Genomic DNA, 13,440 nt, shown 5'->3' on the forward strand with positions numbered 1-13,440 from the left:
GGCGCTCAACTGGTCTCCAGTCCATACCGTGCCAGCTTGCTGCGCAGCCCCACGCGCGAGAGGCCGAGTTCCGCGGCCGCGCGGGTCTTGTTCCAGCGGTGGCGGATCAGGCTTTCCTTGACGATGCGCGCTTCGAGCGCTTCCAGGCGGGTCTTGAGGTCGCCGTCGAGACCGGCCAGCAGCTGGAGTTCTGGTTCCTGGTGGTCCTCGGCGGCGCGCAGCACGCGCGGCGAGAGGTGGGCGGCGGCGAGCCGCGGGCCGTCGGAGAGCGCGATCATGCGCAGGACTTCGTTGCGCAGTTCGCGCACATTGCCTGGCCAGCGGTAGGCCTGCAGGCAGGTGAGGACGTCGGCGCCGAGCGGCTCGAAGGTCCGGCCGAGGGATTGCTGCGCGCTGTCGACGTATTGCTGCGCGATCAGCGGGATGTCCATGCGCCGGTCGCGCAGCGGCGGCACGGCGATGGTGATCGCGGCGAGGCGGTAGTAGAGGTCTTCGCGGAAGCGCCCTTCGCGCACGTCGGCCTCCAGGTCGCGGTTGGTCGCGGCGATCACGCGCACGTCGACGGCAACCGGGCGCGCGGCGCCGACCGGGCGGACCTCGCCTTCCTGCAGTACGCGCAGCAGTTTCACCTGGAAGGCGGCGGAGGTTTCGCCGATCTCGTCGAGCAGGATGGAGCCGTTGTCGGCTTGGCGGAACAGGCCCTCGCGGTCTTCGTGCGCGCCGGTGAAGGCGCCACGGCGGGCGCCGAAGAGTTCGGATTCGAGCAGCGTGTCGGGCACGGCGCCGCAGTTCTCGACGACGAAGGCTTGCTCGCTGCGGCCGCTGCCGTAATGCAGCGCGCGGGCGAGGAGTTCCTTGCCGGTGCCGGATTCGCCGGTCAGCAGCACCGGGATGTCGAAGTCGGCGACCTTGGCGACGAGGGCGCACAGCGCGTTCATCGGCGAGTCGGGGGCGCGCAGCAGGGCGTCGGCGCCGAAGCGGCGGCGCGAGGCTTCCTTCTTGCCGGCGACGCGCTGGCGCAGCACGGGGCTCGCGACCTTGAGGTCGAGCGACAGGCGCTGGTTCTCGCGCTGCAGGCGGTGCATCTCGGCCGCGCCGCGCAGCGTGAGCAGGAGCTGTTCGGGCTGCCAGGGCTTGAGGAGGTACTGGTAGATGCCGCCGTCGTTGATGCCGGCGATGATGTCTTCCGAATCGGTGTAGCCGGAGATGATGATGCGCACCGCGTCGGGCCAGCGCTCGCGCACTTCGCGCAGCAGCTGCACGCCGGAGGTGCCGGGCATGCGCTGGTCGGAGAGCACGATCTGGATGAGCTCGCGTTCGAGGATCGCGAGGGCGTCGGCGGCGGACGAGGCGGTGAAGACTTCGAAGTCCTCGTCGAGCGTGCGGCGCAAGGCTTCCTGCGAGCGGATCTCGTCGTCGACGATGAGGACTGTGGGCAGCGTTCTCGTCATGCGGCTTCGGCCTCTCCGGGCACGCGCCAGCCGAGGTCGCGATGGCGGGCGAGGTGGCGCGGGGTCCAGGATTGCGGGCTCTTCATCACGAAATGGTAGCGCGCGACGTGGTAGCTGGGGTCGAAGCCGTAGAAGTTGCGGCGCATCGCGGCGAGTTCCTCTTCGCGGTAGGCGGCGAGCGGCTTTTCCGCCTCGTCGGCGGCGCGGCGGGCGGCCTTCTCGGCGATGCGCGCGGTCAGCGCGGGGTCGGCGGCGAGCGCGGCGGCGTGGCGTGCGATCTCCGTTTCGAAGGTCGCCAGGTCGGCGCTGAAGCTCGCGTCGACGAGGCCCGCGGCGCGGGCGTCGCGCGTGAGGAGCGGCAGGCGGTTGGCCATGATGCGGTGCCCCGCTTCCGGACCGACGCGACGCGGCAGCAGGTAGGTCCAGTATTCGGAGCCGAACAGGTTGCCCATGTTCTTGTAGTGCGGGTTCATGACGATGCCGTCGCGCGCCCAGACGTAGTCCGCGGCGAGCGCGAGGAAGCAGCCCCCTGCCCCGGCGTTGCCGCGCAGCGCGGCGACCGTGAGGCGGTCGGTGAGCGTGAGCAGCGCGAGGCAGACGTCGTTCATCGCGTTGATGTTGGCCCAGGATTCATCCGCGGGCGAGGCGGCGGCCTCGATGCGGTTGAGATGGATGCCGTTGGACCAGAAGTCGCGCCCGCCTTCGAGGACGAGGACGCGGGTCGGGCGGCTTGCGGCGAATCGAATCGCGGCGGTGAGGCGCTGGCATTGGTCGGTGGCCATCGCGCCGTTGTAGAAGTCGAAGGCGAGGAAGCCGATGCTGCCGTCGGGGCTTTCGCGGTAGCGCAGTTCGCTCCAGCGGGGGTCCGCTGCATCGCGGTGCAGCGGGATCGGGAGTTCGGGGAGTGCCTCGGCTTCGGCGGCGAAGGCGGTGGTCGCGGGAAGCTTGAAGGGGTGGGCGTGGTCGGCGCGTTTGACGTGGCCGATCCACACGGCGCCGTCGATGGTGACGCGCAGGAGGGCGTTGTGGCGGCGGGCGATGATTTCGCCCGGCTGTGCGGGGCGGAGTTCTTCGGGCGTCGCGGGGTGGGCGTCGAAGAGATGGCAGGGGGTGCCGAAGAGCGTGTCCGTGACGCCGGGGAAGCCGTCGGCGGCGCGGAGTTTTTGCAGGATCGTCGCTGTACTGTCGTGCGTCCAGTCGATCTTTCGGTCGGACTGTTTCATCAGGGGACGCTCGGTGCCGAAGCGCGTTTGTTGTGCTGCTAAACCGCCCCCTCCGGGCGCTGTCTCGCGCCTCGTTGGACGCGTGGCGGACGCCTCGGCACGAAACACCGCCCGAAGGGGGCTGCCGTGTTCGGGGCTGAACGAGCTTGCGTTGTGTTCGGCGTTTCGAGTTGTGGCGCTGGCTGCGTGTTCGAGGATGTCCGCGAGTGGTGTTGGCGTCCATTGGCCTTCGCGCCAGCGAGGGACGTTCTGGATGGCGGATCTGACTGCCTGCAGCGCCGCGGCCGTGACTTCGTTGCGGTAGAGGCTTGCCTTCGTCGCGGCACACATCGGGAAGCGGACGCTCGCCCACACCGGGCCGGCGTCCATTTCTGCTTCGGCCTGCAGCACGGTGACGCCCCACTCCCCTTCCCCATTTGTAATCGCCCAGTCGAGCGCGGACGGACCGCGGTCGCCGACGATGCCGGGATGCACGATCAGCGTGAGGTGGCGCGACCAGATGGATTCGGGGACAGCACGCTTGAGGAAGGGGGCGAGGATCAGGTCGGGGCGGAAAAGTTCGACGGCTTCCTCGGCGACACGGTCGGCGATGTCGAGTTCGACCGATAGCTCGTGTCCGTCGGCCGTGAGTTCGGCGAAAAGCCGCTGCGTGAGGCTGTTGAAGCTGTGGGTCAGAAGCAGGATGCGCATTGGAGAACTCGGAACTCAATAAGACGGTCCCTTCCCCTTCAAGGGGGCGAGGACGGGGTTTCGCGAAGCACCGCTTCGCGCCGTCCGAGCGGGCTGGCTGTGCAAAGCCAGCCCTGGGACGGACAGGATGGGGATGGGTTGTTTCCCGGCGGAGCGGAAACCCATCCCCACCCCAACCCTCCCCTTGAAGGGGAGGGAGTCCGGTGCCCCTGATAACAGCGCTGTCGATCTCTCCTTCACGTCTTCGATCCCGATCAACAAATCCTCGGCAGCTGCTCGCCCGAGAGCCAGTCGACCATGCGCCGGCCGCCGAAGGCGGTGCGGATCTGCACGAAGGCGTTCGGGTCGGCGGTGACGGTGCCGATGCGAGCCGCGCGCTCGCCCAGCGGATGGGCGCGCATCGCGGCAAGGAGGCGGTCGGCGGCGTCGGCCGGGCAGATCGCGATCAGCTTGCCTTCGTTGGCGACGTACAGCGGATCGAGGCCCAGCAACTCGCACGCGGCGGCGACCTGGGGCTGGACGGGGATGGAGGCTTCGTCGAGTTCCATGCCGACGCCCGACTGGGTCGCGATCTCGTTGAGGGTGGTCGCCAGCCCCCCGCGCGTCGGGTCGCGCAGCACGCGGATGGTCGGCACCGCGTCGAGCATCGCGGCGACGAGACCGTGCAGCGCGGCGGTATCGGAGGCGATCTCGGAGTCGAAGGCGAGCGATTCGCGTTGCGCCATGATCGCCATGCCGTGGTCGCCGAGGGTGCCGGAGACGAGGATGGCGTCGCCGGGGCGGGCGTTCGCGCCGCCGATCTCCCGCCCCGCGGGCAGCGCGCCGACGCCGGTGGTCGTGATGAAGACGCCGTCGCCCTTGCCCTGCTCGACGACCTTGGTGTCGCCGGTGACGACCGGCACACCGGCTTCGCGCGCGGCGTGCGCCATCGACTGGACGATGCGCGCGAGCACGGCGAGCGGGAAACCTTCCTCGAGGATGAAGCTCGCGGCGAGATACAGCGGGCGCGCGCCCATCACCGCGAGGTCGTTGATCGTGCCATGCACCGACAGGCAGCCGATGTCGCCGCCGGGGAAGAACAGCGGGCTGACGACGTGCGCGTCGGTCGCGACGACGAGGCGCTCGCCCGGCGCGGGGGCCGGCAGCACCGCCGCGTCGTCGCCGCGTTCGAGGTGTTCGTTGGCGAAGGAGGCGGCGAAGAGCTCGGAGATCAGCTGCGCCATCGCGCGGCCGCCGGCGCCATGGCCCATGTCGACGCGGCCGTGCTTGAGGTCCAGCGGGCGCACGTAGCCCTTCTTGACGGGGGAGGGGAGGCTCATCGGGTCGTCCCGGCGACGACCGGGACATCCCGGAAGCGCCCATAGTTGTAGTGCGCCGCGCAGGCGCCTTCGGAGGACACCATGCACGAGCCCATCGGGTTCTCGGGCGTGCACACGGTGCCGAACAGCTTGCAGTCGGTCGGCGTCTTCACGCCGCGCAGGATCGCGCCGCATTCGCAGGCGCGGTTGTCGGGGACGGAGACGAATTCGAGGCCGAATTTGGTTTCGGCGTCCCACGCAGCGAAGGGCGCGCGGATCCGCAGCGCGGAGTACGGCACCTCGCGCAGCCCGCGCCATTCGAAGCTGCGGCGCAGTTCGAAGACTTCGGATACGAGCGCCTGCGCCTTGAGGTTGCCGTCCTCGGTGACCGCGCGGGTGAATTCGTTCTCGACCTCGGCGCGGCCTTCGTTCACCTGCCGGATCAGCATGCGGATCGCCTGCATCACGTCAAGCGGCTCGAAGCCGGCGATCACGACCGGCTTGCGGTATTCCTCGGCGAAGAAGGCGTAGGGGCGGCTGCCGATGATCGTCGACACGTGCGCCGGGCCGATGAAGCCGTCGAGCGGCACGGTGCCGAGCTCGCGCACTTCGGGCGATTCGAGGATGGTCAGGATCGCCGACGGCGTCAGCACGTGGTTGCACAGCACGCTGAAGTTCGCGAGCTGCAGCGCCTGCGCCTGACGCAGCACCAGCGCGGTCGGCGGCGTGGTCGTCTCGAAACCGATGGCGAAGAACACGACTTCGCGTTCGGGCATCTTCTGCGCGAGCGCCAGCGCGTCCGCCGCCGAGTACACCATGCGGATGTCGGCGCCGCGCGCCTTGGCCTTCAAGAGCGACAGGCCGTCGGACGCGGGCACGCGCAGGCAGTCGCCGTAGGTGCAGATCGTGATGTCGGGGCGGGATAGCGCGAGGCGGATCGCCATGTCGATGCGGCCGATCGGCAGCACGCACACCGGGCAGCCGGGGCCGTGGATCATGCGCACGTTGGCCGGCAGCAGGTCGGTGACGCCGTAGCGCGAGATCGCGTGCGTGTGGCCGCCGCAGAATTCCATGAAGGCGTAATTGCGGCCGGGGTCGGCCTCGCGCGCGATCGCACCCGCGAGCTTCGCGGCGAGCGCGCCGTCGCGGAATTCGTCGACGTACTTCATGCCGCCCCTTCTTCGGATACGGCCGCGAGCGCGGGACCGTCGAGGCCGGCTTCTGCGAAGAGCGCGAGCGTCTGCTCCGCCTCGTCCTGATCGAGCTTCGACAGCGCGTAGCCGACATGCACGATCACGTAGTCGCCGACCGCGGCGCCATCGACCAGCGCGAGCGAGATTTCCTTGCGCACGCCACCCAGGTCGACGCGGCAGGCGTCACCGTGGAGCAGTTCGACGATGCGGGCGGGGATGGCGAGACACATCTTTCAATCCTTCGAATCGGTTTTCGATGCAGTGCAGGGGCTTGGCACGGCGCCTCGTGCGGGAGAAGCCGAGGACTCGCCCCGCGCGCCAGGCCCGAACGTCGCCCCCCGTGGCGTGGCCGTAATACGCTGCGCAGCCCCCGCCCTACGCCGCACCGCAGGCCCCGCGGTTCAGGTGATGGATCGCAACCCAGGCCTGCCCGAGCGCGAGGCCGGCGTCGCCGGGCGACAGGCGTTGCGCCTCGAGGACGGTGAGCCCGTGGGCGCGCAGCGCGGCGCCGAGGCGTTGCGACAGGATGCGGTTGTGCAGGCAGCCGCCGGAGAGCGCGACGACGTCGAGGCCGGTGCGCGCGACCTCGTGCAGGACCCAGTCGGCGAGTGCGGCGGCGAGGGTCACGTGGAAGCGCGCGGCGCCACGGGCGGCATCCGGCTCGTCCGCCAGCGCGACGAGGAGCGGCATCAGGTCGAGCCGCCCCGCCCCGTCGATGATCCAGGCGCCGGCCTCGGCCGGAAGATTGCCGCCGCGGTCGAGGTATTCCGCCGCCGCGCGTTCGAGCGCGATCGCGGCCTCGGCCTCGACGCGCATCACGGGGCACAAGCCCAGCAGCCCCGCCGCGGCATCGAACACGCGGCCGAGGCTGGAGGTCGGCGGGCACAGCGCCGCGCGGTCGAGGAGCTGCGCGAGCATCGCCGCGGCGGGCTGGGCGGCAAAGCGACCTGCGATCTCGCCGGCGCGACCGGCGCGATGCAGCACCGCGGCCGCCATCCGCCAGGGTTCGCGCGCCGCGCGGTCGCCGCCGGCAAGCGGCAGCGGGTCGAGATGGCCGAGGCGCTCGAAGGAGGCGCCCTCGACGCGCAGCAGCTCCCCACCCCAGGCCGTGCCGTCGGTGCCGAAGCCCACGCCATCGAGCGCGACACCCAGCGCAGGGCCGGGGTGTTTGTTCTCCGCCAGCACCGCGGCGACATGCGCGTGGTGGTGCTGCACGGGAATCGCGGGGACGCCCAGGTGTTCCGCCAACTCGCACGCACGTCGGGACGAATGGAAATCGGGGTGCAGGTCGTGGGCGATCGCCGCGGGGACTCCGGACGCGAGCAGCGCCTCGGCCAGCGCGTCCATGTGCGCGCGCGCTTCCGGGCTGTCGAGGTCGCCCACCGACTCGCTCATCACCGCCACGCCGTCCTGCGCGCGGCACAGCGCATTCTTGAACCACGCGCCGAACGCGAGCACGGGCGGGCCGGCGAGCGCGAGCGGCAGCGGAGCGGCGAAGGGCGGGAGGCTGGGGAAATTCATGGTCGGGCCGTCATCCGATCATCGGACAGGTCCGGTCGGCCTGCGCGTGTGGAAGGGCGGGCACGCCGCGTCGATGCTGGCGCTCGCAGGAGCCCGGCTTCGGAGTCATTGACCCGCCACCCGATCAGCGTTCGCCACGAGCCCTCCGACAGGCTGAGGGCGAACGATGATTGCCGCAGGCCGGGCCGCCGCGCCGATCAACGTGCACACGCTTTCGCCCCGGTGTCGCCGGCCTTCACCGCCGCGACGGGTTCGCTCCGTACGCCTTCCCGCGTCACGGGCGGCACGGCGGCAGCGCGCGCCGCCCTCGCCTTCGCCATCCCCCGCTCCAGCCACGCGAGCCACTCGGCGATGCCCTCGCCGCTCGTCGAGGACGTGCGGATGACCTCGATCGCCGGATTCACGCGGCGCGCATAGGCGATCGCGCGTTCGACGTCGAAGGTCAGGTGCGGCAGCAGGTCGACCTTGTTGAGCAGCATCAGGTCAGCCGCGGCGAACATGTCGGGATACTTGAGCGGCTTGTCCTCGCCCTCGGTCACCGACAGGATCGCGACCTTGTGCGCCTCGCCGAGGTCGAAGGCGGCCGGGCAGACGAGGTTGCCGACGTTCTCGATCAGCAACAGACTGTCGTCGGCGAGCGCCATCTGCGCGAGCGCGCGCGCGACCATGTCGGCGTCGAGGTGGCAGCCCTTGCCGGTGTTGATCTGCAGCGCCGGCACGCCGGTCGCGCGGATGCGCTCGGCGTCGAACTCGGTCTGCTGGTCGCCTTCGATCACCGCGGCGGGCACGCGGCCGGCAAGTTCGGTGAGCGTGCGCACGAGCAGCGTGGTCTTGCCCGAACCGGGGCTGGAGACGAGGTTCAGCGTGAAGATGCCGCGACCGGCCAGCGTGCGGCGGTTTTCGTCGGCGCGGGCGTCGTTCTTGCCGAGGATGTCGCGCTCGATCTTGACGATCTGGGACTGCGTGAGGCCGGGTACGTGGGCGTGGGCGGGACCGGCGCCGAAGTGCAGGTGATGATCGTCGCTGTGGATGTGTGTGTCCTCGCTGGCGTCGGCGGAGACGGGTTCAGGCATCGCGGCTTCGACCGCTGGGGACGCCGCGTTCACGGCCTTCCATGCGCGCGTCGCGCCGCCCTTCGCGCGCGCGGCTTTCGCCCGCCCCGCGCCGCCGATGTTCACTTCACCGCTGCTGCAACCGCATACCGTACACATGTCCTGCTCCAACTCGTCTGAACGCCACATCGGGCGTCCGAACCTCTTCCGGCGCTGCATGGCGGGATACGCCTTCGGCTCCTCCCACCCTACATTTCCGCCTCACTCGACCTCGATTTCCCTGACCCGCATCTCGGTGCCGCCCGTTGGCCTGATCTGATAGCCGCCGCACTGCGGGCACGGGTCGTAGCGCTGCGCGAGCGGCACGCTGCGGTCGCACGCGAGGCACCAGCCGACGCCCGCGACCGGCTCGATCTCGATCGCCGCGCCGTCCGCGAGCGAATCGCGCAATACGACGTCGAGGCAGAAACGCAGCGCCTCGACCTCGACCGACGACAGTTCGCCAATCTCCAGCACGATCGTCTTCACGCGCCGTGCGCCCTGCGCGGTCGCGGCGTCCTCGACGATGCCGCGCACGCTCTCGGCGAGCGACATCTCATGCACCGGGCGCGTCCTCGAACACGATCTCGTATTCGATACACGGATCCAGCGACAGCGCGAGGGCCTTCAGGCGCCGCATCGCCTCCTCCTCGGAATCCGCCTCCCAGCCGCAGCCTTCGCGCACGAAGGGGCCGTCAGCGTGGAAGTTCCATTCGGTCGGTGCGACGATCGCGTACTCGGCGATGCGTTCCCCGTCGAGGCGCACCGCGTGCATCAGCAGGCCGCGCGCGGTTTCGACGCAGGCAAGGCCGGCGTGCTCGCCGAGCGGCGCCGCATCGACCAGCCGCGGCATGTCCGACGCCAGCGGATGGCGCAGGCGGCTCGCGCAGTCCGACAGGTCGATGACGCGTGCGAAGAGGCGCGCGGCGATGCGGTGGCGGTGCGTAAGGAGGCTGCGCACCATCATCGACCCGGCATGGCGCGGCAGCACGCCCGTCTCGTGCGCACGGCCGAACAGCGTCGGCGCCGCGCAGAAGTCCGCCGACGGCACGCCACCCAGCTCGTGAGCCCAGGCGCCCGCCGCGAGGGCGGGCAAGAGCGGCACGGCTTCGCCTTCGGGCGTCGAGGACCCCATCTCGATCAGGTCCGCGAGCGCGGCGCCGATCGAGCCGCCGCGCCGCGCGCGTTCGACGAACTCGCGCAGGCCGCTGGGCTCGCGCGCCGCAAAGAAGCCGGTGAGGAGTTCGACGACGACGAGGTCGAGCAGGTCGCCGCCGAGTTCGTACGCCGCGCGCGCGTCGCCCAGCTTCGCGAGGCGGCGGTGCAGTTCGGCGAAGCGGTCGCTGCGCGGCTTGTGGCCGAAGATGCGCGGCCAGTCGAGCATCAGGCGCCACAGGTGTTCCTGCGCCGCCTCGGTCGCGAGCGCGCGCTCCTCGGCCCAGGGCTCGGCGCGCGCCAGCGTGGGCGCGCCCGCCACGACGCAGGCCGCGGTCGCGGCGATGCCCTGGGCGTGGGAACACAGGCTGAAGAGCGCGGGTACCAGCTTGACCGCATCCTCGACACTGCGGCCGACGAGCACCTGCGCGGCCTGCGGACGTGGATTCTCCACGCGCACGCCACCGATGCGGCGGCCGTCGCGGATCGCGCGCAGACGAAGCTTGCCGTCCGGGCTCATGCCGGCCTCTCGCAGTCGTACGCTTCCCCGCCGCGCGCGACGAGGTGCCGCCAGCCCTGAACCATGCTTTCTCCTTGCACCGCCCGACCCGTGACGATAAGTGCGTTCCACCCGCCGGTCGCGGCGGGGAAACGGGGTCGCGACGATGATAGGCGCAGTCGAACGCGCATGAAAGCCTGCCGGCACGGCTCGCGAGACCATGTCAGGAACGGCCGCGCAGGAAGGCGCGACGGGATGGTGAAGGCGGGGTACGCGGATGGGGCGCGGCATTGCCCTCGTCCGTCGCGCCGGGGGTCGCAGGCAGTGGTTGGAGCACCGTCGCGAGGGCCTCGCGCGCGATCGCGCAGGCCGCCGCGGTGTCGCTGATGCCGTCGGGCGGCGCGATCAGCGGGCAGTACAGCAAGGCCGGGACGAGGTCGGACGCGTGCTCGGCCGCCTCGCCGATGAACACGAGATCGCCCACCGGCAAGGTCAGCGTATGGCGGGTGCCGGCCGCGGTGTCGCGCCACAGCGTGCCACCGCCGGGCAGCAGCACGAGCTGGATGCTCCACGGCGTCACCAGCGCGGCGAGCCAGTCGCCGCCCACGCGTTCGCAGGCCGCGACCGTGACGTCGAGGGCTTCGTTGAGGAACGGAAGTCCGAGCATGCGGGTTTCGTGCACGCGACGGAAATGGCGCGCCAGCGGTGTACTCGGGTCGGACTGCCACGGGGCGGCGACCTCCGCTTCCGGCGGGCGGAAGGCCGGCACGCGGACGAAGGGGAGCACCTCGCTCACGCGACATCCCTCGCCGAAGGCAGGTCGCGGAACCACGCATCGGTGTGGTAATCGCCGTCGAGCGTGGCCGCCAGCGCCGCGAGCGCCTCCTCCGTCAGCGCGAGGCTCTCGGCGTCGAGCACTTCCTTGGCGAAGCCGAGCGCGACCAGCACCCAGCTGCCGACCGGCTGCGGGCCGACGAGCAGCATGTTGGCCTGCTCGCGGCGCTCGCCGCGCACGACCCACGCGAGTTCACCGTCGCCGACCCACGCTTCGACCTGCATCGGCATTGACAGGCACATCTCAGGCGGCCTCCGCCAGCACCTTCGCCGGCGTCGGCAGCCCATACTCCGCCAGCGCATCGCGGATCGCCTGCAGCGCCTGCGGCATCGCCGCGCGCACCGGGGCGCTCTGCTCCATGCAGGTGGAAATGTCGAAGGGCTGGACGCCGACGACCACGACGTGGCGCGGCGCGCGCTCGGTGATCTCCAGCGTCGCGAGCACGTCGGACAACCCGACCTGGTGCGGTGAGATGCGCGCACGGAAGAAGGCCGGCACCTCGTCGTCCTTGAGCACGACAACGCTCGCGGGCGGCTGGCCGACGCGCACGCAGTCGGCGATGACCAGCAGGTCGAGGTTCTCGAGGTCTTCCAGCAGCTCCATTGCCGCCGTTCCGCCGTCGAGCACCGTCAGCGCGGCGGGGATCTCGTAGCCCACCTGCAGCTGCTCGACCAGCCGCACCCCGACGCCTTCGTCGGTCAGCAGGATGTTGCCGACGCCCAGCAGCACGGCGCGGCGGATCGGGGTGTCAAAGTTGCTCATCAGGCCGCCTTCACACGCACGACTTCGGTGTTCTCGGTGTCGAGGATATGCACCGCGCACGCGAGGCAGGGGTCGAAGGAGTGGATCGTGCGCAGCACCTCCAGCGGCTTCTCGGCGTCGATCACCGGGTTGCCGATCAGGCAGGCCTCGTACGGCGCCATCTCGTCCTTCTCGTTCTTCGGCGCGGCGTTCCACGTCGAAGGCACGACGCACTGGTAGTTCTTGATCTTCTGGTTCTCGATCACCACCCAGTGCGACAGGATGCCGCGCGGCGCCTCGTGGAAGCCGACACCGTGGATCTCCCCCTTGGGGAAGACCGGCGCGTTGAAGGTGTCGAGGTCGCCCTTGGCCATGTTGTCGATGAGCATCTGCCACTGGCCCTTGAGGGTGTCGGTCTCGACGCCGCACATGATCGCGCGCGAGGCGTGGCGGCCGATGGTCGAGTGCATCGCATCCAGCCCGACCTTGGTCTTGGCCAGCGAGGACACCGTGTCCAGCATCCCGGTCGCGTACTTGGTGATGCCTTCGTGCTTGGCGGCGAGCCCGCACAGCACGCGCGCGAGCGGTCCGACCTGGGCCGGCTTGCCGAGGAAGGTCGGCGACTTGAGCCACGAGTACTTGCCGTCGTCCTGGAAGTCGGTGTACTTCGGCGTCGTCTCACCCTTGTACGGGTGCAGCGAAGTCGAGTCCCCGCCGCCGTACTCGTACCACGAGTGCTTGATCGCCTCGGACACGCCGTCCTCGAAGAACTTGTCGCCGAAGGCCGTGATCGGCTTGAACTGCGACAGGTCCCCGTTCGGGATGTAGCCGCCGGGGATCGCGAACTGCGTGCCCGCGGAATCCAGCGGGATGTCCGGTGCGGCGAGGTAATTGACCACGCCGCGGCCGACCTTCGTCCATTCGGGATAGAAGGCGCCGATCGCGGCCACGTCCACCATGTAGACGTTCTTCACGAAGTCGTCGAGCTTGGTCATCCACTCCTGGATCGCCATCAGGCGCTCGACCGTCAGCACCGACTGCGAATTCGCCGACAGCGGGTTGGCGACGCCGCCCACCGCGACGTTCTGGATGTGCGGCGTCTTCGAGCCGAGGATGGACACGATCTTGTTCGCGTAGCGCTGGATCTCCAGCGCCTGCAGGTAGTGCGCGACCGCGAGCAGGTTCACCTCCGGCGGCAGCTTCATCGCCGGGTGGCCCCAGTAGCCGTTGGTGAAGATGCCGAGCTGGCCGCTGGCGACGTAGCTCGCGAGCTTCTCCTTGACCTTGCGCATCTCGTGCTTGCTGTTGCCCGACCACGACGACAGGCTCTGGCCGAGCGCGGCGGCCTTGTCCGGGTCGGCCTTCAGCGCCGAGACCACATCCACCCAGTCGAGCGCCGACAGGTGGTAGAAATGCACGATCTGGTCATGCACCGCATGCGCGAGGATGATCATGTTGCGGATCAGCTGCGCGTTCAGCGGGATGTCCAGCTTCAGCGCGTTCTCGACCGCGCGCACCGAGCAGATCGCATGCACGGTCGTGCACACGCCGCAGATGCGCTGCGTGATCGCCCACGCGTCGCGCGGGTCGCGGCCGATCAGGATGTTCTCGACGCCGCGCCACATGGTGCCCGAGGACCAGGCCTTGGTGACCTTGCCGCCGTCGACCTCGACGTCGATCCGGAGGTGGCCTTCAATCCGGGTGACCGGGTCGATGGTGATGCGTTGGCTCATGGGAAAAGTC

Annotated in this window: 13 protein-coding genes; all 13 read right to left on the reverse strand. The window is 70.1% G+C overall.

Features of this window, described 5'->3' with window-relative positions:
* Positions 1 to 5: 5 nt before the first annotated feature.
* Entirely contained in the window at positions 6 to 1,451 is a 1,446-nt protein-coding gene (locus tag GPA27_RS10230; protein ID WP_169140121.1) for a sigma-54-dependent transcriptional regulator, read from the reverse strand.
* The gene (locus GPA27_RS10235; protein WP_169140123.1) at positions 1,448 to 3,364 is read right to left on the reverse strand and encodes a hydrogenase maturation protein; all 1,917 of its coding nucleotides are present in this window, start codon (positions 3,362 to 3,364) and stop codon (positions 1,448 to 1,450) included. Before GPA27_RS10235 ends, GPA27_RS10230 begins: the two co-directional genes overlap by 4 nt.
* 254 nt (positions 3,365 to 3,618) lie before the next feature.
* Positions 3,619 to 4,683 carry a hydrogenase expression/formation protein HypE gene (gene hypE / locus GPA27_RS10240; RefSeq protein WP_169140125.1) on the reverse strand — a complete coding sequence of 355 codons (1,065 nt, stop codon included), beginning with the start codon at positions 4,681 to 4,683 and terminating at the stop codon, positions 3,619 to 3,621.
* On the reverse strand, positions 4,680 to 5,831 hold the full coding sequence (hypD, locus tag GPA27_RS10245; RefSeq protein WP_169140127.1) for a hydrogenase formation protein HypD: 1,152 nt from the start codon (positions 5,829 to 5,831) through the stop codon (positions 4,680 to 4,682). The genes hypE and hypD overlap by 4 nt, the downstream gene beginning before the upstream one ends.
* Complete coding sequence (locus GPA27_RS10250) at positions 5,828 to 6,085, reverse strand: HypC/HybG/HupF family hydrogenase formation chaperone (protein WP_169140129.1); 258 nt, start codon at positions 6,083 to 6,085, stop codon at positions 5,828 to 5,830. Before GPA27_RS10250 ends, hypD begins: the two co-directional genes overlap by 4 nt.
* Positions 6,086 to 6,230: 145 nt before the next feature.
* Entirely contained in the window at positions 6,231 to 7,376 is a 1,146-nt protein-coding gene (locus GPA27_RS10255; RefSeq protein WP_169140131.1) for a Kae1-like domain-containing protein, read from the reverse strand.
* A gap of 197 nt (positions 7,377 to 7,573) precedes the next feature.
* Positions 7,574 to 8,587, reverse strand: coding sequence for a hydrogenase nickel incorporation protein HypB (gene hypB / locus GPA27_RS10260; protein WP_169140238.1), 1,014 nt, complete (start codon positions 8,585 to 8,587; stop codon positions 7,574 to 7,576).
* Positions 8,588 to 8,689: 102 nt separating this feature from the next.
* Complete coding sequence (hypA, locus tag GPA27_RS10265; protein ID WP_169140133.1) at positions 8,690 to 9,031, reverse strand: hydrogenase maturation nickel metallochaperone HypA; 342 nt, start codon at positions 9,029 to 9,031, stop codon at positions 8,690 to 8,692.
* Complete coding sequence (locus GPA27_RS10270; protein ID WP_169140135.1) at positions 9,024 to 10,142, reverse strand: nickel-dependent hydrogenase large subunit; 1,119 nt, start codon at positions 10,140 to 10,142, stop codon at positions 9,024 to 9,026. The genes hypA and GPA27_RS10270 overlap by 8 nt, the downstream gene beginning before the upstream one ends.
* 202 nt (positions 10,143 to 10,344) lie before the next feature.
* Positions 10,345 to 10,917 (reverse strand): [NiFe]-hydrogenase assembly chaperone HybE, encoded by a 573-nt coding sequence (gene hybE, locus GPA27_RS10275; RefSeq protein ID WP_169140137.1) that lies wholly within the window; start codon positions 10,915 to 10,917, stop codon positions 10,345 to 10,347.
* Entirely contained in the window at positions 10,914 to 11,198 is a 285-nt protein-coding gene (locus GPA27_RS10280; RefSeq protein ID WP_169140139.1) for a HypC/HybG/HupF family hydrogenase formation chaperone, read from the reverse strand. Before GPA27_RS10280 ends, hybE begins: the two co-directional genes overlap by 4 nt.
* 1 nt (position 11,199) lies before the next feature.
* A complete protein-coding gene (locus GPA27_RS10285; RefSeq protein ID WP_169140141.1) occupies positions 11,200 to 11,718 on the reverse strand; it encodes a HyaD/HybD family hydrogenase maturation endopeptidase in 519 nt (172 codons plus the stop codon).
* Positions 11,718 to 13,430, reverse strand: a complete 1,713-nt coding sequence (locus tag GPA27_RS10290; RefSeq protein ID WP_169140143.1) for a nickel-dependent hydrogenase large subunit — start codon at positions 13,428 to 13,430, stop codon at positions 11,718 to 11,720. The genes GPA27_RS10285 and GPA27_RS10290 overlap by 1 nt, the downstream gene beginning before the upstream one ends.
* Positions 13,431 to 13,440 lie beyond the last annotated feature (10 nt).

The sequence above is a fragment of the Aromatoleum toluolicum genome, from assembly GCF_012911005.2.
Classification (GTDB): domain Bacteria; phylum Pseudomonadota; class Gammaproteobacteria; order Burkholderiales; family Rhodocyclaceae; genus Aromatoleum; species Aromatoleum toluolicum.